The sequence below is a fragment of the Janthinobacterium sp. 78 genome (genome assembly GCF_003096775.1).
Classification (GTDB): domain Bacteria; phylum Pseudomonadota; class Gammaproteobacteria; order Burkholderiales; family Burkholderiaceae_D; genus Janthinobacterium; species Janthinobacterium tructae.
Window position 1 is genome coordinate 3,310,942 of sequence record NZ_QENT01000001.1, and the last position, 25,538, is coordinate 3,336,479.

22 protein-coding genes are annotated in these 25,538 nt (G+C 63.2%); 10 read left to right on the forward strand and 12 right to left on the reverse strand.

Translation table 11 applies throughout. The annotated features are described in order from the left end of the window. The first annotated feature begins 62 nt into the window (after positions 1-62). The gene (locus C8C92_RS14525; RefSeq protein WP_165829447.1) at positions 63-599 is read left to right on the forward strand and encodes a CPBP family glutamic-type intramembrane protease; all 537 of its coding nucleotides are present in this window, start codon (positions 63-65) and stop codon (positions 597-599) included. Here the strand turns inward: C8C92_RS14525 and C8C92_RS14530 are convergent. After that, positions 581-2,080 carry an MFS transporter gene (locus C8C92_RS14530; protein ID WP_116744346.1) on the reverse strand — a complete coding sequence of 500 codons (1,500 nt, stop codon included), beginning with the start codon at positions 2,078-2,080 and terminating at the stop codon, positions 581-583. The genes C8C92_RS14525 and C8C92_RS14530 overlap by 19 nt on opposite strands. 109 nt (positions 2,081-2,189) lie before the next feature. On the opposite strand from C8C92_RS14530, the gene C8C92_RS14535 reads away from it, so the two are divergent. Together C8C92_RS14535 and C8C92_RS14540 are read left to right on the forward strand one after the other, a co-directional pair. Next, positions 2,190-3,077 carry a LysR family transcriptional regulator gene (locus tag C8C92_RS14535; RefSeq protein WP_116745966.1) on the forward strand — a complete coding sequence of 296 codons (888 nt, stop codon included), beginning with the start codon at positions 2,190-2,192 and terminating at the stop codon, positions 3,075-3,077. Between the two features lie 87 nt (positions 3,078-3,164). Beyond that, complete coding sequence (locus C8C92_RS14540; RefSeq protein WP_207781085.1) at positions 3,165-3,665, forward strand: VOC family protein; 501 nt, start codon at positions 3,165-3,167, stop codon at positions 3,663-3,665. Here the strand turns inward: C8C92_RS14540 and C8C92_RS14545 are convergent. The 3 genes from C8C92_RS14545 to C8C92_RS14555 all read right to left on the reverse strand — a co-directional run bounded on the left by C8C92_RS14545 (position 3,662) and on the right by C8C92_RS14555 (position 7,662). Continuing rightward, a complete protein-coding gene (locus tag C8C92_RS14545) occupies positions 3,662-6,112 on the reverse strand; it encodes a TonB-dependent siderophore receptor (protein ID WP_116744348.1) in 2,451 nt (816 codons plus the stop codon). The two genes, C8C92_RS14540 and C8C92_RS14545, sit on opposite strands and share 4 nt — an antisense overlap. Positions 6,113-6,178: 66 nt before the next feature. Beyond that, the gene (locus tag C8C92_RS14550) at positions 6,179-7,159 is read right to left on the reverse strand and encodes a FecR domain-containing protein (RefSeq protein WP_116744349.1); all 981 of its coding nucleotides are present in this window, start codon (positions 7,157-7,159) and stop codon (positions 6,179-6,181) included. After that, positions 7,156-7,662 carry a sigma-70 family RNA polymerase sigma factor gene (locus C8C92_RS14555; RefSeq protein ID WP_099763875.1) on the reverse strand — a complete coding sequence of 169 codons (507 nt, stop codon included), beginning with the start codon at positions 7,660-7,662 and terminating at the stop codon, positions 7,156-7,158. Before C8C92_RS14555 ends, C8C92_RS14550 begins: the two co-directional genes overlap by 4 nt. A 175-nt stretch (positions 7,663-7,837) precedes the next feature. Between C8C92_RS14555 and purT the strand changes: the two genes are divergently transcribed. From purT to C8C92_RS14575, 4 genes are all read left to right on the forward strand, one after another. Beyond that, positions 7,838-9,073 carry a formate-dependent phosphoribosylglycinamide formyltransferase gene (gene purT / locus C8C92_RS14560; protein WP_116744350.1) on the forward strand — a complete coding sequence of 412 codons (1,236 nt, stop codon included), beginning with the start codon at positions 7,838-7,840 and terminating at the stop codon, positions 9,071-9,073. Next, positions 9,073-9,504, forward strand: a complete 432-nt coding sequence (locus C8C92_RS14565) for a DUF6678 family protein (protein ID WP_116744351.1) — start codon at positions 9,073-9,075, stop codon at positions 9,502-9,504. The genes purT and C8C92_RS14565 overlap by 1 nt, the downstream gene beginning before the upstream one ends. A gap of 16 nt (positions 9,505-9,520) precedes the next feature. Then, positions 9,521-10,258 carry a hypothetical protein gene (locus C8C92_RS14570; RefSeq protein ID WP_116744352.1) on the forward strand — a complete coding sequence of 246 codons (738 nt, stop codon included), beginning with the start codon at positions 9,521-9,523 and terminating at the stop codon, positions 10,256-10,258. Positions 10,259-10,731: 473 nt separating this feature from the next. Further along, positions 10,732-13,587, forward strand: coding sequence for an NACHT domain-containing protein (locus tag C8C92_RS14575; RefSeq protein ID WP_133250757.1), 2,856 nt, complete (start codon positions 10,732-10,734; stop codon positions 13,585-13,587). 37 nt (positions 13,588-13,624) lie between these two features. On the opposite strand, the gene C8C92_RS14580 is transcribed toward C8C92_RS14575, so the two are convergent. The 6 genes from C8C92_RS14580 to C8C92_RS14605 are packed head-to-tail and all read right to left on the reverse strand — an operon-like array spanning position 13,625 to position 18,290. Continuing rightward, positions 13,625-14,302 carry an ABC transporter permease gene (locus C8C92_RS14580; RefSeq protein WP_207781006.1) on the reverse strand — a complete coding sequence of 226 codons (678 nt, stop codon included), beginning with the start codon at positions 14,300-14,302 and terminating at the stop codon, positions 13,625-13,627. Then, positions 14,299-15,540, reverse strand: a complete 1,242-nt coding sequence (locus tag C8C92_RS14585) for a glycosyltransferase (RefSeq protein ID WP_165829448.1) — start codon at positions 15,538-15,540, stop codon at positions 14,299-14,301. Before C8C92_RS14585 ends, C8C92_RS14580 begins: the two co-directional genes overlap by 4 nt. A 23-nt stretch (positions 15,541-15,563) precedes the next feature. Continuing rightward, a complete protein-coding gene (locus C8C92_RS14590; RefSeq protein WP_116744355.1) occupies positions 15,564-16,457 on the reverse strand; it encodes a hydrolase 1, exosortase A system-associated in 894 nt (297 codons plus the stop codon). Continuing rightward, complete coding sequence (locus C8C92_RS14595; RefSeq protein ID WP_116744356.1) at positions 16,454-17,311, reverse strand: hydrolase 2, exosortase A system-associated; 858 nt, start codon at positions 17,309-17,311, stop codon at positions 16,454-16,456. Before C8C92_RS14595 ends, C8C92_RS14590 begins: the two co-directional genes overlap by 4 nt. Further along, entirely contained in the window at positions 17,308-17,553 is a 246-nt protein-coding gene (locus tag C8C92_RS14600; RefSeq protein WP_099763868.1) for an acyl carrier protein, read from the reverse strand. Before C8C92_RS14600 ends, C8C92_RS14595 begins: the two co-directional genes overlap by 4 nt. Continuing rightward, positions 17,532-18,290 carry a hypothetical protein gene (locus tag C8C92_RS14605; RefSeq protein ID WP_116745967.1) on the reverse strand — a complete coding sequence of 253 codons (759 nt, stop codon included), beginning with the start codon at positions 18,288-18,290 and terminating at the stop codon, positions 17,532-17,534. Before C8C92_RS14605 ends, C8C92_RS14600 begins: the two co-directional genes overlap by 22 nt. A gap of 210 nt (positions 18,291-18,500) precedes the next feature. On the opposite strand from C8C92_RS14605, the gene C8C92_RS14610 reads away from it, so the two are divergent. The 3 genes from C8C92_RS14610 to C8C92_RS14620 are packed head-to-tail and all read left to right on the forward strand — an operon-like array spanning position 18,501 to position 23,286. Further along, a complete protein-coding gene (locus C8C92_RS14610) occupies positions 18,501-20,105 on the forward strand; it encodes an acyl-CoA ligase (AMP-forming), exosortase A system-associated (RefSeq protein ID WP_116744357.1) in 1,605 nt (534 codons plus the stop codon). Then, positions 20,102-21,361, forward strand: a complete 1,260-nt coding sequence (locus C8C92_RS14615) for a pyridoxal-dependent decarboxylase, exosortase A system-associated (protein ID WP_099763866.1) — start codon at positions 20,102-20,104, stop codon at positions 21,359-21,361. Before C8C92_RS14610 ends, C8C92_RS14615 begins: the two co-directional genes overlap by 4 nt. Beyond that, a complete protein-coding gene (locus C8C92_RS14620) occupies positions 21,358-23,286 on the forward strand; it encodes an asparagine synthase-related protein (protein WP_116744358.1) in 1,929 nt (642 codons plus the stop codon). The genes C8C92_RS14615 and C8C92_RS14620 overlap by 4 nt, the downstream gene beginning before the upstream one ends. Here C8C92_RS14620 and C8C92_RS14625 read toward each other — a convergent pair. After that, positions 23,195-24,130 carry a polysaccharide deacetylase family protein gene (locus C8C92_RS14625; RefSeq protein ID WP_116744359.1) on the reverse strand — a complete coding sequence of 312 codons (936 nt, stop codon included), beginning with the start codon at positions 24,128-24,130 and terminating at the stop codon, positions 23,195-23,197. The two genes, C8C92_RS14620 and C8C92_RS14625, sit on opposite strands and share 92 nt — an antisense overlap. Further along, positions 24,127-25,419 carry a putative O-glycosylation ligase, exosortase A system-associated gene (locus tag C8C92_RS14630; RefSeq protein WP_116744360.1) on the reverse strand — a complete coding sequence of 431 codons (1,293 nt, stop codon included), beginning with the start codon at positions 25,417-25,419 and terminating at the stop codon, positions 24,127-24,129. Before C8C92_RS14630 ends, C8C92_RS14625 begins: the two co-directional genes overlap by 4 nt. Between the last annotated feature and the right edge of the window lie 119 nt (positions 25,420-25,538).

The following is a 25,538-nucleotide window of genomic DNA, read 5'->3' on the forward strand; positions in this document are numbered from 1 at the left end:
GCCGCGCGCCAACCGCCGTATTACGCGCTACAATGAGAGCTGGATCACCGCCAGGACTTCTCATGCAAGTGCGCAGCAGCCACGATCTATCCAGCCCGGACGACGACCAAGCGGCGCCGCCCGTGCTGCAGCTGGCCCTTGCCGGACTGGGCTGGGGTTTACTCACCTGCATGCTGTGCTTTGCCATCCTGTTCCTCACCAAATGGCTGTTGCCGCCCGCCTACTGGGGCGCGCACACGGGCCTGGCCAAGTTCAAGCACGAAATGTCGCTGCCCCTGCTGGTGTTCTGGGTCGTCATCTATTCTCCCATCCTGGAAACCTTCCTCGGCCAGCTGCTGCCGCTGGAAATCCTCAAGCGCCTGGGCGCCAGCCGCCAGCTGAGCATTGTCATCGGCGCCCTCCTGTGGGCCATCGTGCATTTCATCAGCGGCGGCTTGCTGCACGCCATCGTCGCGCTGGGCTCGGGCGCCATGTTCAGCTTTGTCTACCTGCGCTACCGTGCTCCCGGCGTGGCTGTTGCCTATGCGACAACGACATTCTCGCGCGCCTGCAACAATATCGCCATCCTCATCGCCGTATTTTATGGCCTCGACGCCTGAGTCCCATCCTTCCTGAGCAAATACGGCACCAGCGCCGCCAGCGCCACGGCCAGCCCCGCCAGGCCGAGCAATAGCTGGCGGAAGGCGGCGTCATAACTGGCGCGCAGCAGCGCTTCGTGGCCGCCCAGCAGTTGTGTTGCTTGCGCGATATCGCCGAGCGCTGCGCGGCTGGCGGCCGCCATCACGGGCAGGTCTGCCGGCAGTTGCTGCGCCAGGGCTGCACCGATCAGGCCGGCCAGCATGGCGCCCGCCAGGGCCAGCGCCACGCCATCGGCGCTGACGCGTACGGTATTGAAGATGCCCGTCGCCATGCCGGCCCGCTCCGTCTCCACCACGTTCAGGGCCATGCCATCCATCAAGCCCCACGGCAAGCCGATACCCACGCCGATCAGCAGCAGGGGGCCGGCCAATGTGCCAGCGTCACCGCCACCGAGCACCTGCGCCAGCCAGGCCAGGCCCGCCGCCGCCAGCAGCAATCCCGCTGCACACACGCTGCTGGCCGTGATCCAGCGCGACAGCAGCGCCGCCAGCATGGGCACGAGCAGCAGCGGCGCGGCCAGGGCGATCATCAAACGGCCCGCCGCCAGCGCGGACATAGCATCGATGCCGATGAAGCGCCCCGGCAGCATGACGATCAGCACGATGAACAGGAAGGCGGGCGAGGCGGCCAGCACTTGCACGGCGATAAAGCGGCGCTGGCGGAACAGCGTTAAATCGAGCAGGGGTTGCGCCGTCCGGCGTTCGATGGCGCCAAAGGCGAGGAACAGCAGCATGGACGCGGCGACGGGCAGCAGCACGGCCCCGCTGCGCCAGCCGTGTTCGGGCACCAGCAGCATGCCCAGGGTCAACAGGCCCAGCGCGGCGCTGAAGCTGAGGGCGCCAGGCCAGTCCAGCCGGCCCCTGCCGCGCGGCGGATCGGCCGGCACGCTGCCCCATACCAGCAGCATGCCGATGGCGCCCAGCACGGCCGTGGCGTAAAAGATGGCGGGCCAGCGGGCCAGCGCCAGCATGGCGCCGGCCGCCAGCGGACCGAAGGCCAGGCCCAGGCCGAACGTCGTGCCCAGCACGCTCATCACGCGGCTGCGCGCCGCGCCGTGGAACAGCGGCGCCAGCGACGACATGGCGGCGGCGAACGCGGCCGCGCCACCGAGGCCCTGCACGAAGCGCAGCGCGGCGATCCATGCCACGGAGGGCGCGTGGGCGATGGCCAGGGTCGCCACGCAAAACAGCGCCAGCCCCGCCAGCCAGACGCGGCGCCGTCCCAGCACGTCCGTCAGGCTGCCGGCCACCATCATGGCGCTGCCATAGCTGAGAATATACGCATTGATGACCCAGTTCAGCGCGGCGGCGCTGCCGTGCAATTCGGCGCCGAGCGCGGGCAGTGCCACGGCCGGGCCCGTGAAGCACAGGGGAATCAGCAAGCCCGTCAGGCAGGCGGCCAGCACTTGCAGGGGGAGTGAAAGAAGTGAAGAGTAGGGCATGGGTGTCGGCTCGGAAAGAAGAAGCGGCGAGTATGGCGCGCCCGGCATTGAAGAAAAATGGGCTAAACTGACGAACATATCGGACAAAAATGTCTTCAATGGAGCGCAAATGGATAGCTTGGGTGGCATCGCCATGTTCGTGCAGGTGGCCGACAGCGGCAGTTTTTCGGCCACGGGCCGGCTGCTGGGATTGTCGTCGTCGGCCGTTGGCAAGAGCGTGGCGCGCATGGAGGCGCGGCTGGGCGCGCGCCTGTTCCAGCGCAGCACGCGGCATTTGGCGCTGACGGCGGAAGGGGAAAAATTCCTGCAGCGCTGCAAGCGCATCCTGGCCGAGGTGGAAGCGGCAGAGCGCGAGCTGGGCGAGTCGGGCGGCGCACCGAGCGGCCGCCTGCGCATCAGCCTGCCACGCTACAGCGGCCTGTTCGAGCCGGCCATCGGCGCCTTCATGCAAGCGTATCCAGCCATCGAACTCGACCTCGATTTCTCCGACGCCATGGTCAATATCGTCAGCGACGGCTTTGACGCCGCCGTACGCACGGGCGACTTGGCCGATTCAAGCTTGATGCGGCGCAAACTATGCACGTTTCGCCGCCTGCTGGTGGCCTCGCCCGCCTATCTGGCGCGCCATGGCTGGCCCGCCGACGGTGCCGCGCTGCTGCGCCACGCGCGCCTGGACTACCGTTTTCCCGCCACGGGCCGCCTGGAACAGTGGCCGCTGTCGGACGAGGCTGTCCAGCCGGCGCCCGGCATGGTCTGCAACAGCGTGGAAATGCGCGTCTTCCTGGCCATGCAGGGGCAGGGCATCGCCTATTTGCCTGCTTTTGCCGTGCAGCGCGAGCTGGCGGCCGGGCAACTGGTCTCGCTGCTGGACGAGCATACGCAGGCGCATACGGCATTCTGGCTGCTGTGGCCGGCCAGCCGCCACCTGCCGCCGCGCTTGCGCGTGTTTATTGATTTCCTGGTGCAGCAGTTACAGGATCGACATTTTGGAGGCTGATGCCTGCGCCTTGGCCACATTGCGCGCCATGGCGGCGCCATAGTGACTATATTAGAGGTGCAAATCCACACACCGGACCAGGGAGACATCATGCACAGCGTACAAAAGATTACCCCATGTTTATGGTTCAACGGCAACGCCGAGGCGGCGGCCCGGTTGTATACGGAAATATTTCCCAATTCGAAGATCGGCCAGATCCTGCGCTATGGCGAGGAAGGCAGGGAAATCCACGGCCAGGCGCCGGGCAGCGTGCTGACGGTGGCGTTCGAACTCGATGGCCAGACGTTTACGGGTTTGAACGGCGGCCCTTTGTTCCAGTTTTCCGAGGCGATCTCGTTCCAGGTCAATTGCGAAACCCAGGACGAGGTCGACCACTACTGGAAGCAGCTGTCTCAGGGCGGGCCGCCGGAAGCGCAGCAATGCGGCTGGCTCAAGGACCAGTTCGGCGTGTCCTGGCAAATCGTGCCCACCCTCATGATCCGCCTGCTGACGGACCCCGATCCCGTCAAGGCCGGGCGGGTGATGAAAGCCATGATGGGCATGAAGAAAATCGACATTGACGAGATCAAGCGGGCGTACGCGGGCTAGAAGCTGGCCCGCAAGGTCAGCTGCGCGTTGCGCGGATCGCCATAGTGGCCGCTGCCGTACAGGCCGTAGCCGCTGTAATAGCGCTTGTCGAAGACATTATTGATATTCAGCACGGCGCTGAGCCGCTTGCTGAACTCGTAGCGCGCCATCAGTCCCGCCACGCCAAAGCTGCCTTCGTCGGCGCGCGCCGGCACATCGTCTGCCAGGACCGTGTGGTAATACGTCCGGCCTTGCCAGTTGAGATTGCCGCCCACGCTCAGGCGGTGCCAGTCGCCGCCCAGGCGGTAGCTGGTCGCCAGCTTGAAGCTGCGTTCGGGGCGCGTCGTATCGATGCGCTGGCCATCCTTGTCGCGCGGGCGGCTGAACGTCGCTCCCGCCTGCACCTGCCAGCCAGGTAGCAATTGGCCGGCCACTTCCAGTTCCACGCCGCGCGTGGTGGTGCCGTCGATGGGCCGGTAGACTTCGCGTTCGTTGGCGTCCGTGCCCACGTAATCGGCCAGGTTGTCTTGCTGGATGTGAAAAATAGCCACGCTGGCGTTCAGCTTGCGCTCGAAAAACTCGCCCTTGATGCCGCTTTCCCAGGACTTGCCCGTGGTGGGCGGCAGCGCCCTGGCATTGGCGTCGCTGACCGATTGCGGCTCGAAGATGCTGGCATAGCTGAGGTAGGCGGAATACGTGCCGTTCAAGTCGTAGACGGCGCCCGCATACGGCACCAGCCGGTGTTTTTCCTTCGCGTCGTCGCGGCCCGTGTCGCCCGAGCCGTAGATCAGCTCGCCCGTGCGTTCATAGCTGTTCAGGCGGCTGCCGACGATCAGCGACAAGCCATCGGCCGGCTTGAAGCGCGCCGCGCCATACGCTGCATATTCCTTGAAGCTGTATTGTTGCGTCTGGCTGACGGCCATGCTCGACGGCAGGGGCACGTTGTTGTTCCAGTGACGGTAATCGATTGCCACATTGCCGCCGCGATAAGCCACGTAGTCGGACTTGCGGTGGCTGGCGTTGACGCCCAGTACCAGTTCATGCTGGCGGCCCAGCCACTGGAACGGTCCCGTGGCGTAGGCATCGAGCGAATTGCTGTCGATGCCATAAGTTTTTGCGCCCCGCTGCACCGTGGCCAGGCCCGTGGCCGGGTCCGGATAGGGGCCCCAGCTGATGATGTTCGCTTGCAACTGGTCCGTATCACCTTTCCAGTGGCTCGCTTCCGCCTTCACCTGCCAGCCATTGTCGAACAGGTGCTCGGCGGCGGCGAAGAGGCGCGTGCTGGTGCTGTCCGCGTGCGTCCAGCGCGCGGCGGGGTTGAAGGCGCGCTCGAAGCGCGTGCGGCTGCCATCCGTGTAGAACAGGGGATTCTGGCCGAAGGACGAACCCTTGGAATCGATTTTCTGGTAGTCGATGCCGGCCAGCACGCGCGTGCGCGGCGTCAGATCGGCCTCGATGACGCCGTAGACCACGCTCTTGTCCTGCTGGTAATAGTCGATGTAGGAGCCGTGATCCTGGTGCGCGGCCACGAGGCGCGCGCGCACGGAGCCGTCCGCATTCAGGGGGCCGGAGACGTCGGCTTCCGCCCGGTAGCGGTCCCAGCTGCCGATGCCCGCCTGCGCATACGCCTGGAACTGGCGCGTGGGTTTCTTGCGCACCAGGTTGACGGCGCCGGCCGGACTGCCGGCGCCGCTCATCAGGCCATTCGCGCCGCGCACCACCTCCACCCGGTCGTAGATGGCCATGTCGCGGATGCCCAGGCCGTTCGAATTGGTGCTGAAATCGAAGGTGGGCACGCCGTCGTACTGGAAACTGTTCAGGCTGAAGCCACGCGCATAGTAGTTGTAGCGCTCCGAATCGTCGTGCGAGACGGTCACGCCCGGCGTCTGCTGCAGCACGTCGGCCAGGCTGAGGACGCCCTGGTCATCCATCTGCTGGCGCGTGATGACGGTCAGCGATTGCGGCGTTTCGCGTGGCGACAGGGTAAAACGCGTGGCCGTGCCGGCCAATGCCGCCGCATACGCGCCGCTGCCTTCCGTTTCCAGCGCGGGTACACCGCCAGCCGTGACCGTGATTTCGGCCAGTTGCTGCGCGCCATCCGCCGCATTCGCCGGCCTGGGCAGCGGGCGCAGGACGAAATCGTTGGGGGCCAGCTGCTGCGCCGCCAGGCCGCTGCCGGCCAGCAGCGCCTCGAGGCCGGCCGCGGCACTGTAGTTGCCGGTCAGGCCGGCCGTGCGCAGGCCGCGCAGCTCGCTCGCTTGGTAGGTGAGCGTCAGGCCCGCCTGGCGCGCCAGCTGTTCCAGCGCCGCATCGAGCGGGCCGGCGGCGATCTGCAGGGAATGGACGGCGCTGGCGTTGCCGGCCAGCGGCTGGTTGTGCTGGGCCAGGACGGGCGCGGTGCCGAGCAGCAGCAGGGCGCCAGTGACGGCGCCGGCCAGGCGGGAGCGGGGGAGATAAGCTTGGGTCATATATCGGTATCATTTGAGTGGTATCAAGCTGTATGCCGTGCGGCCAGCCCGATCCCCTCATCTTTTTTACGCTTTTTTCAGCGTGACCCAGAAACGCGTGCGGTACACGGCCACGATGGGCTGCGTCTGCAGCAGTACGCGCAGGGCCCGCTCGGGATCGTCCAGCTGGAAGACGCCGGAAACGGGCAAGCGGGCGATATCGGCATCGCACAGCAGCAAACCATGCCGGTGGCGCGCCAGTTCGGCCACCAGCTGGCCCAGGGGCATGTCGCGCGCGGCAATCACGCCATCGAGCCAGGCGGCCGGATCGTCATGCGCCGGCTCGCGCCAGATGCGCGCGCCATCCGTCAGCACGCTGTCGCCGGCCTGCACCAGCACGGGCCGCACAGCGCTTGCGGCTGCCTGCAGCTGCACCGCGTGTTCCTGCACGGCCAGGCGCGTCAGCGTGGCATCGGTGCCATCGGCGCCGTCGGCACCAGCCAGGCGGCGCACCGTGAAGCGCGTGCCCAGCGCCAGCATGCGCGCTTCGCCCGTGTCGACGAGAAACGGCCGGCGCTGCGGATCGGCTTGCGTGGTAATGGCAATTTCGCCATGCAGCAAGGTCAGCAGCCGTTGCGCGCCGTCAAAGCGCAGTCTGACGGCCGTGCCCGCATTCAGGTGCAGCAGGCTGCCGTCCGGCAGGCGCACGGCCAGGCGCTGCCCCGTGCCCGTGCGGTAGTCGGCGCGCACGTCGATGGCGAACCAGGTGGCCGTGCCGGCAAAGCCGATGCCGGCCAGTACTTTCAGGGCCTGGCGGCGCTGGCGGCGGCGCGCCAGGCTGGCGTCGAGCGTGGCGCGGCTCGCTTCCGGCGCCAGGCCGGACAATTGAGTGCCGATGCTGGCGATACGCTGCCACGCCTGTTCGTGGTCGGGGTCGGCATCGCGCCAGCGCTGCAGCGAATGCAGCGCATCCGGCGTGGCGCCATGCATCTGCAAGCGCACGGCCCAGGCGATGGCTTGCTCCACGGGGTCATCCGGCAAGGCTGCGGGCGTCACTGGTAAGGTCATTGGAAATATACGCGGTAGCAGGCGCGCCAGGCGCTGGCCAGGTCGCGCTCGACGGTAGCCAGCGAGACATCGAGCCTGGCGGCGATGGCGGGACCCGTCAAGCCGTCCAGCTGGGCCAGCAAAAAGGCTAGTCTGGCGCGCGGTTTGAGGGCGTCGAGCGCCGTATCGAGGCGCACCAGGGTGTCGATGATCAGCAGCTGCGTTTCGGGCGACGGCGCCGTCTGTTCGGGCAAGGCGGCCAGCGCCTGCAGGTAGGCGTATTCCACGTCGCGGCGCCGGTAATGGTCGATCACCAGGCCTTGCGCGATGCGCGTCAGGTAGGCGCGCGGTTCGCGCAGGGCGGGCTGCGGCCGTTCGCGCCGCTGCAGCAGGCGCATGAAGGTGTCGTGCGCCACGTCGGCCGCATCGGCGCCGCAGCCCAGTTTATGCCGCAGCCAGCCCTGCAGCCAGCCGTGGTGGGCGCGGTACAGGGTGGCAAGGTCGGGCGGTGCGGCAGGGTTCATGGCGGCAAGGACGATGAGGGATGATGGTTAACTGAGAATCATTCTCAATTATTGCATCGACTGCCTGCGCTGGCAAGTGCCGCCGCCAGCGGCTGCACCGTTGGCGCGCCCTGTCCAAGAGGGCCGGCATTTGCTATAGTCCCAGCCATCTTTCCACCCGCCCACAGATCCTGCCATGACCACTAGCACCATCACCAGCAGCACCATCGCGCCCCGCACCTTCGGCACACCGCTGTCTTCCACCGCCATCAAAGTCATGCTGCTGGGCTCCGGCGAACTGGGCAAGGAAGTGATCATGTCGCTGCAGCGCCTGGGCGTGGAAGTGATCGCCGTCGACCGCTATCCGAACGCACCGGGCCACCCCGTGGCGCACCGCTCGCACGTGATCGACATGAGCGACGGCGTGGCCCTGGCCGCGCTGATCGACCTGGAAAAGCCGGATCTGATCGTGCCGGAAATCGAAGCCATCGCCACGGAGACCCTGGCGGCACTGGAAGCGGCCGGGCAAATCACCTGCATCCCGAACGCGCGCGCGGCCGTGCTGACGATGAACCGCGAAGGCATCCGCACGCTGGCGGCCGAAACGCTGGGCGTGGCGACCTCGCCATACCGCTTCGCCAGCAGCTTGCAAGAGTTGCAGCTGGCATGCCAGGAAATCGGCTTTCCGTGCGTGGTAAAACCCGTGATGTCCTCGTCGGGCAAGGGCCAGTCCAAGCTCGATGGCGCCGCTGACGTGGACGCGGCGTGGGCGTATGCGGCCAGCGGCAGCCGGGTCGATACGGGCCGCGTGATCGTCGAAGGCTTCATCGACTTCGATTATGAAATCACCTTGCTGACGGTGCGTGCCGTCGGCGCGTCGGGACAGATCGAAACGCAGTTTTGCGAGCCGATCGGCCACTTGCAGGTGCACGGCGACTACGTGGAATCGTGGCAGCCGGCCCGCATGGCTCCGCTGGCCCTCGAGCGTTCGCGCGAGATCGCGCGCAAGGTGACGGATAACCTGGGCGGCCTGGGCCTGTTCGGCGTGGAGCTGTTCGTCAAGGGCGACATGGTGTGGTTCTCGGAAGTGAGCCCGCGTCCGCACGACACGGGCATGGTCACCATGGCCAGCCAGGTGCAGAGCGAATTCGAGCTGCACGCGAAAGCCATCCTCGGTTTGCCCGTCAACGTGGCGCTGCGTTCGCCCGGCGCCTCGGCCGTCATCTACGGTCAGCTGGAAGCGAAAGGCATCGCCTTCGACGGCGTGGCCGACGCCTTGAGCGTGCCGGGCGCGGACTTGCGCCTGTTCGGCAAGCCGGAATCGTTCGCCCGCCGCCGCATGGGTGTGGCGCTGGCCACGGCCGACGATATCGACACGGCCCGCGCGCGCGCCGTGCTGGCCGCGTCGAAAGTCAAGCCGGTGGCGAAGTAATGGCGGGCCTGCCGCTGGCCGACGCCGGCGGCGACGACATCAAGCGCAAGCTGCGCGGCCACATCGCGCGGCGCAACCTGGCCGGTTCCGCCAACGACTGCAAGTGGAACGAGCTGCTGGCCTTCATGCGCGGGCGGACCGACTGGGTGCCGTCGTACCGCTACGGTTCCGTGTCCGGCTACGTCTCGCGCTGGGACACGGAATGGGATTACCACCCGCCGTTCCCGTTCATGGGCGTGGAATGGTTCGACATCGGCCTGACCTCGGAAGAACACGTGGCCATGCTGCTGCCAAAGAAAATCATCGACCATGGCGTATGGATCGTGCCGGAACTGGAACGCATCGGCTTCGATTTCGAGGTGAGGGACCAGGTCGCGCGCATCTGGGGTTATCTGCCCCGTTCCTACGAAGATTTTCCTCCCTCCGACTAATTCAAAGGCCAATCTCATGCCCGACAACGATATCCCCCAAGTACCGCAACCTGACGACGCCGTCGTCGGCAAGGAAGCGGGCGCGCAGATGCTGGCCACGGCCTGCGCCGCGCGCGACGCTTTTTATGCCAGCCTGGGCGCCATGGACGCCGACGTGCTGGCGCCGCTGCTCAATCCCGCCTTCATGGGAGGCCCGCGCTGGCCATCGCTGCGCCAGGCCTGGAGGGTGATTCGCCGTGCCGATTCCATCATCATCGCCAGCGACGGCTTGAGCGACCCGTTTGAAGATGACGACGATGTGTTTGTGCCGCGCGGCCACCTGCTGGAAGTGTGCATCGAAGCGCCGCTGGCCGCCTTCGACGGCGCTCCCGTGCAGGCAACGTGGCTGTTCGACGTGATTTATCAAGTCAGCCAGAACGTGGCCGACCACGGTTCCATCGACTTGCTGCTGCAGCGCCACGGCAGCGTGTCGATGGTGCTGGACGTGCAGGATGCGCCAGCAGGCCTCGAAGACGAAAACGAACAGGTGGGCGTGCTGCTGGTCCAAGGCACAGCCACGCTTCCCCCGTCTTTCGACACGCCATATGGCGAGGTGATGCTGCTGACCGCCACCGTGCTGCAGCCGGCCGAACTGGTGCACATCAGCGCGGCCGCCGACAAGGCGCAGTCGCGGCGCGACCTGGCCGCCGCGCTGGCCGCCTCGCCGACCGGGCATTGGAGCGTGGCCGCGCGGCATAGTGTAATTTTCACTTAAAGTTGGTTTAACTGCAGAAATAATATACATCAATTCAATTCATCCGCCAGATAGGGGCGCAGGGAATTGTTTACATTCCAAGCTCACCGAAAAAACATCATAGTCGTTTCAAATTTTAAAAAGTTTTCAAGAATGCTATTTGAAAGTGGTATAGTGATTTTTAAATTTCACATATTTTCTCCTGAGCATAAAATCTTTCATTTCGCAAAAATATCTTATTTTATTTAGTGGATGGAAATATTTCCAATGATGGAGTAATGCACTGCTTTTACGTGAAGAGTTAAGTATTTATAAATGTTTTCATTTTAAGAATTTTCGTAGCTGCATAATTAATGCGGTTTTAATGCAATGCTTATCGAATAATGTGGGTATTTTTAGATCAATTCCATTTATTTGATATTTAAAAATAATTTCCTATTTTGATGGCGCGTCGAAGTGATGGTTTCGGAATTCTTGCGCGACTTTATTCGTGATTGAAAAATACTTTCCTAGGGGGCGGTAATGCTTGCGCAGCGCAAAGAATTACTTATAAAAAAATTCAGGATATGTCGGAGTTAGATTTTACAAAAAAAATCCTAATGCCGCTGTTTACTTCTTTGGGATATACAGTCAATTATAATGGCGGGGCAAGCGAACGTGGGAAAGATCTCATTTGCAAAAAAGACGGGGAATTTGGAAGTGTAGAATTAACCGTAGTTCAAGTGAAGAAAACTCGACCTAATGCTGTCGCCTCTGATAGTAGAAGTTTATCTGAAATTATCACCCAGCTTCAGCAAGCTTCGGAAGAAAACGTGCCATTGATATCAGGGATTTATCAAAAGCCCAATAAGGTGTATTTTATTACTCCTTTTGAAATAGATGTGCGTGCGTTAGAGTCACGCTTTGCAGCACTAACAGCTCTCTCATTAAAAAATGTGAGAGTTCTTGATGGGCCATTAATTGTCGATTCGCTTCAAAGGCAGTTACCCCATTTGGCTGATACTATCTGCGGTGATGAGTTTGTTATTAAGTCTGGAGCATTGGCCGGGTTATCAAATTCCGATTTGTTAAGTGCTCTAAATTATGCAAATGAAAAAGAAATATCTGACTTTTACTGTGATCTTGATTTTAGTGTTGGCAGAGTAACTAGTAAGTTGTTTTTCGCCCTTAATTTTGCACCGCAAAAAATTCAGCAAAGTATAACAAGGATTCGATGGGGATCTTTGTGTGAGAAATTCAAAATATTTACTAAGGCGACTGGTCGAGAATTAATTGAGCCATCAATTGCTGATATTGAAACTGAATTTGAGAAAAATTGGAAAATTTGGGAGTCTCCGGAGAATCAAGAGTTATTGAGAAGTATTTGGGTAACTGTCGATGAAATTGAAAATCTTCTTAAGTTTATTATTGATGAAGCTGCAGATATTGTTGAGACAGTTTTTTTGTTAAATAGTCCTAATGCTGTGTTTTCAACAAAAAAAATTCGAGATCTTACAGATGATGAGTATTCTCGATTGTTACAGTTACGTTTGGTTCGGAATAGTCTTGAAGGACAACATGCAAATTGGTTTGCAAATACCGAAATAAATTCAGAGAAAATACAGAAAATAGGCGAAATAATTACCGCAGCCGAGTTACATATTGAAGCATTGCGTGATGAGAGCGTTGTTCTAAATGCAATTACAACCACTCGGCTAACAACACTTCTGAAAAATGTTGTACAGCTTAATGATTTATTTAGCCGTCTTGAAATTACCGCAGCTTCGAAAGTTTCGGAGCCAACCTTTAATTTTACAATTGACGGTGGCGTAGTTGCTGGTGCTTTAATTGAGTATAGAAAATGGGTGACTGAAGGGGCCGATAGATTAGCGGTAGGTGGCGAACAGCGAGAAAAGGTCAGGTTGTATTTCTTGAGGTGTCAAGAAATTTTTGAACTTGTGGAATTGGTGCTATCCGAGAAACTGTTTGCCGATGCCGCGGGTGTGGATGATACACAAAAATTTGCAATAGTAGCGGCCGGGCAGCGGATTCATTTGCCGCTAAAAGATGTTTTTGCAACGGGCATACACTGTGCTGTATACGGTGAAGCTGGTGCAGGAAAATCAACAACTTTACACCGATATGCTAGCTCTGCGGCATCAAGTGATAAAGCCGACGAGATAACTCTTTGGATTCCATTAACACGTATCCTACACCGAGATGAATCCTATGATAATGATGAGATTTCTGGGATAAGTAAATTGGAGCGTGCCATATCGAAGTTTTTTGGTGGCGGAGCAGCCATTCATGAAAATGAAGTAATTCCACTGATAAAATCTAAAAAGCGTGCCGTATTTATATTTGATGGGATAGACGAGGTAATAAGGCGATCACCATGGATTATTTCGGCGATACAAGAAGTATGCGTAAAATATAATAATTGCCAAGTTATTGTTTCTGCTCGATCAACTGGAAGTTATCCAGAACTTAGGAATTTCTTAGGCCTTACGCTCTTGCCGTTCAATGACGCACAGGTTTCAAGCTTTGTAAATGGATGGTTCAAAGAAGATGTTGAGATGGCTTGTGATGTAGTCAAACATCTTGCAAAAGTACATAGTGTTGCTGAAATAGTTCGGAATCCTTTACTTGCAACAGTTCTGTGTGTGTTGGCAGAAAATAAAGTTCCTTTGCCGAGTGGCGAACTAGCCATGTACGAGGAAAGAATGAAGCTATTACTCGGACATTATGATATACACAAAAAAACAAGAAGACTTCATAGTCATCATTCTTTGCTCGAGACAACTGCACGCCAAATTGCTTTTCAACTGCATATACAAAATATACGATCAGCTTCAGTTGAATCATTAGAAACATTTGCAATCCGTGGGCTCGATTCCGTAGTGCCAAAGGTAAGTTGTGAGGCAATAAGGAAAGCCGTGAATGAATTAATTGATCCATGTAACATATTGGTTCCAATGACTGATGAGGGCGCTTTTGGATTTGGACATTTACGTTATCAGGAATTTTTGAGCGCAAAAGAACTTCATAATAATCGTAGTATCGACATACTTCCTTTGCTTACTTCCTCATGGTGGCGCCCCGTTATCGTATTGTTTTGTAGATTGGGTGGTAAAGTTGACTTTATAATTAATGAGGTTATTGGGAAAGAACATACTGTAGATAAATATAAAGATACACTGCTTGCCATTATTGCAACCAGGGGGAGGAATGAGCAGCGATATCTAAAAGGTTTAATATCGGAACATCAACGAATGGATGCGTTGAATGATAATTTTCGGGAGCTTTCTGATTCATCTTCTGATTTCGAGGATATTGATTCTTTAGGAATTGATTTTGATAGACGTTATTAATGTTACTGGCTTAATTGAAACTAGGATTTTTAACAGTTTACTTTGAAGGCGGGACGGGTATCGGTTCTGACGGTTGTGTATCTTCACTAATCGGCGCGGGCGGCGGTTCTTTCCACTTGCCCGCCGCCTTCAGCTTGTTCTTCAGCCCCGGCAGGGGAAAACCCAGCGCATAGGCTTTTTGCGCGTGCGCGCTGGCCTTCTCGTACTCCTTCTTTTTCACATACATCAAGCCCAGGTTGTACTGGATGGTGGCCTGCTCGGGCGCCAGGCGGCTGGCAGAGTCCAGCTGTTCCAGCGCCATGGCGTCCTGGCCCGTGGCCAGCAGGTAGCTGCCATACACCATGCGCGCCGTCACGTCGTGCGGCGCGAAGGCGATCGCCCGTTCGAAGTAGCAGCTGACCGTGTAGCGGGCGCCGACCGGTTGCGCGCTTTTCAGGCGCAAGCCCAGTTTCGCCATCGAGGCAAGCGCCCGGTGGTGGTTCGGGAAGTGTTCCAGGGTGTAGCTGATGTCGCCGCCCAGGCTGCCCGTCATGCCTTGCGTGAGTGTTTCCACGGCGCGCGAAAAATGGAATTGTTCGACCACGGACAGGCCCTTGCGGTCGTCCGCGCTCGTGTAGTCGCCGCCCGTGCTGCCCTTGACGTAGGGCGGGCAGGCGGCGGCATCGGCGCTGGCGCAGCAGGCGGCCAGGGCGCAGGCAAGTATCAGGTGTTTCATGCTGTTCTCCTGTGGCTGACCTGGTCCAGCAAGTCGGCCAGGGCGTTGCTGCGGGCTTGCCGCGATTGCAGGGCGATGGCGGTGGGACTGGCCAGCGGCGCGCGGCCCTGGCGCGCCAGTTCCAGGAAGCGCAGCAGCGCGCGCGCGCAGTCGGCGCTGGACGCCAGCTGGCCGATGGTGTCGATGCCGCAGTGGCGCAGCTTGGCCGCGCTGTCGCCCGCCAGGTCGGTCAGCGCCAGGATGGGCCGGCGGCAGCGCAGGTATTCATACAGCTTGGCGGGAATCTGTGCATTGCAGTTGGCCGCCTGCAGCAGCAGCAAGCCGTCGGCGGCCAGCATTTCCTGCAGCGCCGCGCCGTGCGGCTGCAGCGGTTCCAGGCGCACCAGATCGAGGATGCCGTATTTCGCCAGCAGGCAGGCCAGCCATGCGTCGTGGCCCGTGGCGCGCAGCACCAGCTGGAAATTGTGCGCATGCAGCACGCCGTCGTGGCGCAGCTTGGCCAGCGCCTCGAACAGCGCTTGTGGATCGCGCTCGGACGGGTAGATCACGCCGCTGTGCAGCAGCAGGAAGCGGCTGCGGTGGCCCGTGTGCGCAGGGTTGCCGTCATGGCCGTCTTCGTCGTAGCCGTTCTCGATCAGGTGGAAGCGCTCGCGCCCCACCTGCGCCAGGCGATGCCGGTGCGCATCGATGGCGCCCGGCGTGGTGCAGACGATGGCCGCGCTGCGCGCCGCGATGCGCTGTTCTATCCACGCATGCATGCGGTGCAAACGCACTTCGGACGGATACGGCGCCAGCGGATCGCTGTCATCGAGCATGGGGTCGCGCTGGTCGGCGATCCACGGCAGGCCGCTGAGTTTTTGCAGGGTCAGCGCGATCAGGTGTGCCGTGGCGATCGGGTACGTCGACCAGATGGCGTCGGGGCGGTATTCGCGGATCATGCGCAGGCCGGCCGGCACGGCGCTCAGCCACCAGGAGCTCCAGCGGTCGGGCAGCGCCAGGCAGCGCGGATAGCGCCCGCCGATGGAGAAATGGCGTGCCGCGTCCAGCGCCAGGGTGCGCCGCACGGTGGCTTGCGCACCGAGCTGCGCCAGTTGCGCATCACCGCACTGCGCATACGCGAGCGGCGCGGGACTGAGCACCAGCGGCTGCCAGCCGCAGTCGGGCAGATGGCGCGCGAAGCCCAGGGTGCGCAGGATGCCGCTGCCGCCAGCGAACGGTGGAAAATGGTAGGCGACCATCAGCACGCGTTTTGGCGTTGTCCTTACCATGACTGCAGCCACTGTATGCACAGCTGTTCGACTTCGCCGCGCCAGGCGGCGCTGGCGAAGGTGTGGTTGGCGCCGTCGATCTGCGCCTGTGTCCATTGCGCGCGGGCGGCCACGGCGCGCCAGGCCCCGTCGCCATGGAGCAGGGTTTGCCACTCGCGCGCACCGAGGTCGTCGCCGCTGAGGATCAGCAGCACCTTGCCCTGAAATTGCCTCAGCGCCCGCAGCAGGGCCGGCGCGGGCGCATCGTCTTCCTGCGCTTCCTGCGTCTGCGCCTGCGTGGCGGCCACCACCTGCCGCAGCGACGCCAGGCTGGCGCCCATGCGTACGCCGCCGCTGGCCAGCTTGCGCCAGAACGCGCCTTGCAGCAGGCGTGGCAAATAGTAATGGCGCAAGGTGGCGCGCGCCAGGCCGGCGCTGCTGCGTACCCACGGATTGAGCAGGATCAGGGCATAGACGCGCGCATCGCGTGGCGCATGGCAGGCGGCCGCCGTGGCGCCGTCGCACAAGCCCCACAGCGCCACTTCGCGCAAGGTCGGCACGGCGTCGAAGAATTGCGCCAGCGCGCCGGCGATGTCGGGACCGGCGGCGCGGTAATCGCGCGCGCTACCCTCGCTGTCGCCCATGCCGCGCAAGTCGAAACGCAGCACGGGCCAGCCTTGCGCGGCCAGGGCGCGGGCCAGCAGGACGAACTGGCGATGGCTGCCGCCCCGGTACTGCGGGCCGCCCGTGACGATCAATATGCCGCGCGGGCCCGGTGCGGCGGGCAGGCTGAGGATGCCGACCATGCGCGCCTGCGCTTCACCGTCTTCGGCCGCGCTGCGAAAGCGCAGGGGCAGCTCGCGCACGCTGTGCCCTGCGAGGTGCTGCTGATTGCTGTCGCGCTTCATGGCGGCGTCCTTTCCTCGTCGAGCCAGTCGCGGCACAGTATTCGCGTGGCGGCCAGCAGTTGCGGACACGCCAGCAGCTCGCCGCTGTGCCAGAACGGGCCGTCGCCGAAGCTGGCCACGTGCACGGCGGCGCCCTGTTCGCGCCATGTTCTCGCCAGCGGCGGCAACGGTGCGCCGGCTTGCTCCGGTGCCTGGTAATCGAGCCAGTAGATTGGCACCGAGGGCAGCAGCGCCGCTGCGCTGACGCCATCGATGGCCAGCGCCAGCTCGGGCGCCAGCAGGTAGCCGGCCACTTCCACAGATTCACCCTGTGCCAGTGCGGCGCGCGCATGGCCCGGTGCTTCCTGCGTGCCGCCGGCCAGCATGCTGGTCGCCAGGCGCAGGCGCAGGAAGCGGTCGATGCTGCGCCGTCCATCGGTTTCCGGCTGCCATAGCAGCAAACGCGCCAGCGGCAGCGGCGCGCGGCTGGCGAAATCGAGGGCCAGCAGGGCGCCCAGGCGCAAGCCCCACACGCTCAAGGGGCCGTCGACGCGCTGCGCCAGCCACGCGCAAGCCAGGTGCAGGTCGTTGTGCCAGATGTCCCAGCGCGCTTCGCCAAAGTCGCCGCTGCTGTCGCCGCAGCCAAACAGGTCGATCTGCAGCACGCTGTAACCCAGGGCGGCAAAGGCGCGCGCCTGCGCGGCGGCCACGTGGCGGCTTTTATTGAGTTCTTCCGCGAACGGAGGCACGTAGAGAATGCCGCCGCGCGCGCTGCGGCCAGGCGGCGGCAGGTGCAGCAGGCAGTAGCGCTGGCCGCCGCTGGCGGGCAGGAAAAAGGGCAGCAGCGGCAGCGCGTCGACGGCGGCGCTGTTCATGGCCGCAGCTGTGCAAACACGAAGTCGTGCAGGGTGCCCACGGTGGCGAAGTGGCGCGCGTGGATGTCGTCATCGGCGACAGTGATGCCGAAATGGTCTTCCAGCGCGGCGATCACGCCGATCACGGCCATCGAGTCGAGTTCCGGCACGCTGCCCAAGAGCGGCGTGTGCTCTTCCAGCGCGCGCCCGTTCAAGCCCAGCGTGGTGTCGAGGATGCGTTTTACTGCTTCAAGATGCGGCATGTCAGCTCCAGGGAAGGGTAGTGCGGCAGGCGGCTGGTATCGAAGGCCAGGCAGGGGATGTCGTCCGGGTGGCGCGACAGGTGGACATACGGCGGCAGACTGGCGGCCATCCATTGCCAGCGCCCGCAGCGGATAAAGGTGGCCGTGCCCAGCGCGTGCGTGCCCAGGCGCGCATGGGCGCCCAGCGAGGCGCGGTTGAAGCGCGAAATGCGGCTGCACGACCAGCGCACGCCCTGCGCATACAGCACGGCGTTGGCTTCTTCCCACAGGCGGGCGAAGACCAGGCCGCCGCGCTGCGCGGGATGCACCCACACGTCCAGGTCCCACGACGACTGGTTTGAGGCCAGCGCATAGCGGGCGCGCACCTCGTCTTCCTGGCAGCCGTGGCGCAGCAGCCAGATCCAGCCAGCCATGCTGGCCTTGCCCGTGTCTTTGCCAGCGTCGTGCGAACTGCGCGCCAGCAGGCATTGCGCGCCTTGCCGGTAGCGTTCGCGCAGCGCGCCGGGCCGGCGCTCGGGGCCGGGCGGCAAGTCCGCTTCTTCCAGGCAGGGCGTGACGGTGATGGCCTGGCCGCGCCCGCGGCACAGCGAACCGGGCGCCACGGCCTGCGCGACGAACTGGTAGCGGTGCAGCGCGCAGCGCCCGCCCGGCACGCTTTCCAGCAAGCGCGCCACGGCCAGCCAGGCGCTGTCGCGCCAGCCCAGCTCATTGAGGCTGGCGCTCAGCCGTTGCAGCATTGGAAATTGTGGAAACAGGGCCATGGCGGTAAGGGATGAGGCGGCTATGCAGCCAACGCTGTCCATTAGAGCGCAGCGGCCAACGGCGGTCTTGCGCCGGCTCAAGCTGTGTTGCTGAAACTGTTAATTGATCAAAATCAAGACCGCTGTGGCCGTTTGTCTGAATCATAGGGGAATGCATGGCAATCATGGCAACCCGGGGGCGACACGATGGCGACACTGATACACGATCTGATCTTCGAGACGGCGCAGCGCGCGGCCCAGGCGCCGGCCCTGTCCTGGCAGGGCGAAGAAATCAGCTATGGCGTGCTGGCACAATCCGTGCGCGAAGTGGCTGGCACCTTGCTGACCCTGGGCTTGCGGCGTGGCGCGCGCGTGGCCGTGTACCTGGAAAAGCGCCCTGAAAACGTCAGCGCCATGTTTGGCGCGGCAGCGGCAGGCGGCGTGTTCGTGCCCGTCAATCCGCTGCTCAAGCCGGACCAGGTGGCGTATATCCTGGCCGATTGCAACGTGGCCATCCTCGTCACCTCGCGCGAACGCCTGGCGCAGCTGGGCCCCGCGCTGGCCGCCTGCCCGGACTTGCAGACGGTGCTGCTGACGGGCGAAGGCGATGCGGAATCGATGCTGGGCAAGGTCCGCGTGCTGCCGTGGCATGGCCTGTCCACCGCGCCCGCGCCCGCACTCCCACTGCTGTGGCATACGGTGATCGACACGGACATGGCCGCCATTTTATATACCTCGGGCAGTACGGGGCGGCCGAAAGGCGTGGTGCTGTCGCACCGCAACATGCTGGCCGGCGCGCTCAGCGTGTCGTCCTACCTGCGCAATACGCCGCAGGACCGCATCCTGTGCGTCCTGCCGCTCAGCTTTGATTATGGCCTGAGCCAGCTGACGACGGCGTTTGCCAGTGGCGCCTGCGCCGTGCTGATGAACTATCTGCTGCTGCGCGACATCGTCGAAGCCGTGGAGCAGGAAGCCATCACGGGTCTGGCCGCCGTGCCACCCCTGTGGGTGCAGCTGTCGCAGCTGAGCTGGCCCCTGTCCACGCCTTTGCGCTACATCACCAATTCGGGCGGCGTGATGCAGCGCTCCACCCTGGACAAGCTGCGCGAATCGCTGCCGCGCACGCAGGTCTACCTGATGTATGGCTTGACGGAAGCGTTCCGTTCCACCTATCTGGCGCCGGAACAGCTGGAGCGGCGCCCCGATTCCATCGGGCAAGCGATCCCGAATGCGGAAGTGCTGGTGCTGCGCCCCGACGGCAGCGTGTGCGACGCCGATGAGCCGGGCGAACTCGTGCACCGTGGCGCGCTGGTGGCGCTTGGCTACTGGAACGATGCGGCGCGCACGGCCGAGCGCTTCAAGCCGCTGCCGCCGCAGGCGAGCGGCCTGGTGCTGCCGGAACTGGCCGTCTGGTCGGGCGACACCGTGCGCCGCGATGCGGATGGCTATCTGTATTTCGTGGGGCGCAGCGATGACATGATCAAGACGTCCGGTTACCGGGTCAGCCCGGCCGAGATCGAGGAAGTCGCGTATGCAAGCGGGCTGGTGGGCGAGGCGGTCGCGCTGGGGCTGCCCCATGCCGTGCTGGGCCAGGCCATCGCCTTGCTCGTCACACCCGCGCCCGGTGTCGAATTGCAACGCGACAAGGTGCTGGCCGCCTGCCGCGCCCGCTTGCCCAGCTATATGGTGCCGCTGTGGGTAGAGATCCGCGACGGCGTGCTGCCGCGCAATCCGAATGGCAAGATCGACCGTCCCTTGCTGGCCAGGGAACTGGCGCGTGCATATGCGGTCCAATCAGGAGAGGTGGCATGAAGGATTTGATACGCTCGAATAGCACGCAATTGCCTTTGCACTCTTCCCTGGGCCAGCAGTTTGCCGTGGACAACGACATGCTGCAGGTCGGCGGCGTAGCCTTGCAGCGGCTGGCTCAGAGGGTGGGCAGCACGCCGTTCTATGTCTATGAACGCGCGCATATCACGCGCCGCGTGGCCGAACTGCGCGCCGCCTTGCCGGCCGGAGTGCACCTGCACTACGCCATGAAGGCCAATCCCATGCCGGCCGTGGTGCAGTGGCTGGCGGGCCTGGTCGATGGCATCGACGTGGCTTCGGGTGGTGAACTGGCCACCGCGCTCGATACGCCCATGGCGGCCGAACACATCAGTTTTGCGGGGCCGGGCAAGCGCGATGGCGAACTGGCGCGGGCGGTGGCGGCGGGCGTCTTGATCAACGTGGAATCGGGCGCGCAGCTGGAAAGGCTGGCGCTGGCCAGTGAACGGCTGGGCGTGACGGCCAGGGTGGCCGTGCGCGTGAATCCCGACTTCGCCTTGCGCCGCACGGGCATGCGCATGGGCGGTGGCGCGCAGCCGTTTGGCGTCGATGTGGCCCTGGTGCCGGCGCTGCTGGGGCGCATCGGCCAGCTGGGCCTGGATTTCCACGGCTTTCACCTGTATGCTGGTTCGCAAAGCCTGTCGGCGGCGGCCCTGGTGGAAGCGCAAGCGCTGAGCGTGCAACTGGCCCTGCAGCTGTCCGACAGCGCGCCATCGCCCTTGCGCACCTTGAATATTGGCGGCGGCTTCGGCGTACCGTATTTTCCCGGCGACCAGGCGCTGGACCTGGCGCCCGTGGCCGCAGGCTTGCAGCGGCAGCTCGATCTGCTGGCGCAGGCGGCGCCGGGCGCGCGCCTGAACCTGGAACTGGGCCGCTATCTGGTGGCCGAGGCCGGTATCTATGTGTGCAAGGTGATTGAGCGCAAGCTATCGCATGGGCAAGTGTTTCTCGTCACGGATGGCGGCTTGCACCACCACCTGGCCGCTTCCGGCAATTTTGGCCAGCTGATCCGCAAGAATTACCCGGTCGCCATCGGCAACCGGCTGCAGGGCGGGGTGCGCGAAGTGGCGTCCGTCGTGGGGCCGTTGTGCACGCCGCTGGACTTGCTGGCCGACCAGATGGAAATGGCGCGCGCCGAGGAGGGCGATCTGGTGGTGGTGTTCCAGTCGGGCGCCTATGGCTTGACGGCCAGCCCGACGGCCTTTCTCGGCCATCCTTTGCCGGCCGAGGTGCTCGTATGAGCGGCCTGTGCGGTTGGCTGGCGGCGCAGAGTGTTGCGCCAGCCGATGGCGCGGCGCTGGCCGTGCTGGCGGGCATGGCCGCACCGCTGTCGCGCTTCGATGGCGCGCCCGGCGCCGCCAGCCTGAGCGAAGTGGGCGGTGTGGCCGTGGCCGCCATCGACGGCAGTCGCCATGTATATCAGCAAGATGGCTTGCAAGTGGCCATCTGGGGCCGGCCCGTGCTCGATGGTTCGGCCGACGACGTGGCGAGCCGCCTCGCGTCCCTGTGGCTGAGCCGGGGCGTGGCCGCCTGCGCCAGCCTGTCCGGGCCTTTCTGTTTGGCCATCCTCGACGCTTTTTCCGGCTCGGCCCTGCTGGCCGTGGACCGTGCCGGCATCCACCCCCTCAGCTATGCAAGCAATGCGCAAGGCCTGTTCTTTGCCTCGTCGATGGACGCCTTGCTGGCGCATCCGTCCGTGCGGGGCGCGCTCGATCCGCAAGCGCTGTATCACTACCTGTATTTCCACATGGTGCCCGGCCCGGGCACGGCTTACCTGGGCCAGCAGCGCTTGCTGCCCGGCGAATACCTGCATGTGCGCGGCGGCAGGCAATGCAAGGGCAGCTACTGGCAGCTGGCCTTCCAGGAGCCAGGCGCTGCACGCCCGCGAGCCAGCTTTGCCGCCAACAAGCAGGAATTCCTGCGCCTGCTGCGCCAGGCCGTGGAAAGCAGCCTGGGCAACGACAGCGCCAGCACGGGGGCGTTTCTCAGCGGCGGCACCGACAGTTCCACCCTGGCTGCCATCATGGGGCAGGTGACGGGCCGGCCCGCACGCACGTATTCCATCGGCTTTGACGCGCCCGGCTATGACGAAATGGCGTATGCGCGCCTGGCCGCCAGCCACGCGGGCAGCATCCACCACGAGCGCTACGTGACTCCAGAAGACGTGCTGGCCGCGATTCCCGCCATGGCGGCCATCTTCGACCAGCCTTTCGGCAATGCCTCGGCCATCCCCGCCTACTATTGCGCGCAGATGGCGCACGAGGATGGAGTAACCCGCTTGCTCGGTGGCGATGGCGGCGATGAATTGTTTGGAGGCAATGAGCGCTATGCGCACCAGGCCTTGCTGTCGCAATATGAACGCTTGCCCGTCATGCTGCGCCAGGCCATCATCGAGCCGCTGCTCTTTCGCCAACAAAGGGGCAAGCCGTGGCGGCTGGGCGACAAGGCGCGCCGCTACATCGAGCAGGCGAGCCTGCCGCTGCCGGCCCGCCTCGACGGCTACAACCTGCTGCTGCGCCATGGTCATCGCACGGTGCTGGAAGCGGGCTTTATCGATACCATCGATCCGGGCATGGCGCCCGGCTGCGTGAATGGCGCGTATTGGGAGCGGCAGGGTCAGGGTTTGAGCCAGATCAATGAGTTGCTGGCGCTGGACATGCGCTTTACCCTGGCCGACAACGACCTGTTCAAGGTGCGCAAGGCGTGCGAGCTGGCGGGCGTGGAAGCGGCGTTTCCCTTCCTGCACGATGCGATGGTGGCGTTTGCGGCGCGCCTGGCGCCGCGCGACAAGCTCGACGGCAGGCAGCTGCGGCCCTTCTTCAAGCGGGCGCTGGCGGAAATCCTGCCGCCGGCCATCGTGCGCAAGAAAAAGCACGGCTTCGGCTTGCCTTTTGGCCAGTGGCTGCACAGCCATGCGCCGCTGCGCGAGTTTGCGTTCGATAACCTGACGCAACTGCGCGGGCGCGGCATCGTGCGGCCCGCCTTCATCGACGATTTACAAGGGCGCTTGCTGGCGGAACACCCGGCCTATCACGGCACCATGGTGTGGCTGCTGCTGATGCTGGAACAGTGGCTCAGCCAGCATCCGGGCGCGCTCGGTGCGCTTGCCGGCGGTTTTGCCGCAAGCGCCACAGAAACGCCAGCCGTCCTCGATCCCACGGCGTAAAGCGGGGCAGCTGCAGCAAGTCCAGCCCCGCGCCGGGGCGCGCCACGCCCCAGTCCGTCGCCACGGCCGCCTTGAAACCCAGGCTGTGGACCATTGCCACGTGGGATGCGCCGTAATCGCGCCCGGCCTTGCCGTTCGGATACGCAAACACGGTGACGGGCGCCTGTATCAATGCTTCCAGCCGATGCTTGCCGTTGGCGATGTCGAGCCGCGCGGCGTGGTCCGGCAAGGTGGACAATATCGGGTGGCTCAGCGTGTGCGCACCCAGTTCCATGCCGGCCGCCTGTAATTGACGCAGTTGCGCCGTGCTCAGCATGGCTGGCGCTCCGGTCGTGGCGCCGGCCTGGCGGTGGATGAACATGGCCAACTGCTGGCGCCGGGCGAATGGCAGGTACTTGAGCTGGCCCAGCAAGGTGGCGATGGCCGCTTGCCGCTGCGGCAGATCGGCGACGGGCAGGCAGTCCAGCCCGAGTGCGCGCAAGTCGAGCACGGGACCTGGCGCCTGGCGCACGGCTTCGATCACCGTGTCGTTCCACATCTGTCCGCCGTCCAGGTAGCCCGTGGCGATAAAAAACGTGGCGTGCAAGCCGTGGCGCTGCAGCAAGGGCAAGGCCACTTGCGCATTGTCGGCATAGCCGTCGTCAAACGTGATGCAGGCGGCGCGCGCGGGCAGGCTGCCATCTTGCAGCCGCTGCACGGCCTCGGCGAGCGGCAGCGGCGCATAAAAGCGTTTCACCAGGCGCAGCTGGCGCTCGAACAGCTGTGCATCGACTTCGCCGGGAAACAGCGGGTCGGGCCGCGCCAGCACGCGGTGGTAGATCAGAATCGACAAGGTGGCGCTCATGGCTGCTCCGCGATGGCGGCTCTGGCCTTGGCCCGGGCCTGGCGCGCCGTCGGGGCTGGTGCCTGCCGCTCGACGATGATGCGCGTGGCGATCAGGGCGGCCATCAGGTAGTACGGCATGTCGAAGTACAGCAGGCTGAGGAAGGTCCCGCCCACGGCAAAGCCGATCAGGCTGGCCTGGCTCATGGTGGCCAGGCCGTGCGCCCAGCGCAGTTCCGGCTGGCCCCGCGTGCGGCGGATGATGGCGCCCGCCGTGCGCCAGGTGGCGATGCCCAGCGCCAGGTAAATCAGCAAGCCGACGAAGCCGTGTTCGCCCAGCACCTGGAAGTAGATGCTGTGCGCCGCGTGCACGTCCATGGGATTCGGTGCATAGCGGGCAAAGATGCCGGCGTCGGAGACGTCGAAGCCGCCGCCGGGAAAGCGGTCGCGCGCCAGGTTCCATGCCATGCGCCAGGCATTCAGGCGGCCCATGGCCGATTCATCGTCCTGGTAGGTATTGATGGTGTCCATGCGTTCGGCCCAGCGTTCGGGCATGAAGGCCAGCAGCAGGGGCGCGACGGCGCCGAGCAGCGCGCCCAGCACCAGCTTGCGGTCGCTTTTCAGCCACATGAACAGGCCCATGGCGGCGATGGCCAGCAGGCCGCCGCGCGAGTACGAGCCCAGCGCGGCCAGCGCCGACAGCAGCATCGCTGCGGACAAGCCGTGACGCACCCAGCGTTTGTCCGTGTTTTGCTGCAAATAATACATGAGGGGGATGGTGATGATCAGTGCCAGCGCCAATGCATTGTTGTCCCCAATAAAGGTATCTTCCGGGCCCCAGACCCGCTCCGTGCCGCCGCTGCGGATGGTGAAAATGCCGCCTTTCACGCCGTAATAGCCGAGCGAGCCCACCAGCACCCAGATCAGGCGCACGATGTCGCGCCGCGTGCGTATCACCATCATGATGACAAAGCTCATCAGCATGATCTTCATGACCTTGTTCCACTGTATCCATGACGATGCCGGCAGCAGCGCGAACAGGGCCGTGACATTCATCCACCCGACGAACAGCAGCAGCAGCACGCTGACGGGCGTCAGCGGCAGGCTTTTCGGCTCGCGCGTCACCATCAGGCTGAGCATGGTGGCGATGGCGATGATGAAGGCAAACGGCAAGTGGGTGGCAAAGCCCCAGGCTTGCGTGTGCGGATTCATCACGCTGACCCATACCCACATCAGGCCGCCGATGGCCGGTGACTTCAGGATGAAGGGCAGCGAACCGAGGATGATGATGGTAATCAGTATGTCGCGCATGAAGGGGGACGCTCCTGGTGTTGCCCGGCTTGGCAAGGTCTTGATGCCTGTCAACGGGCTGGCGGGCAGGCTCAGTACACTGGATCAATACTGCTTGATGCATAGTTTTGTCATGGTAA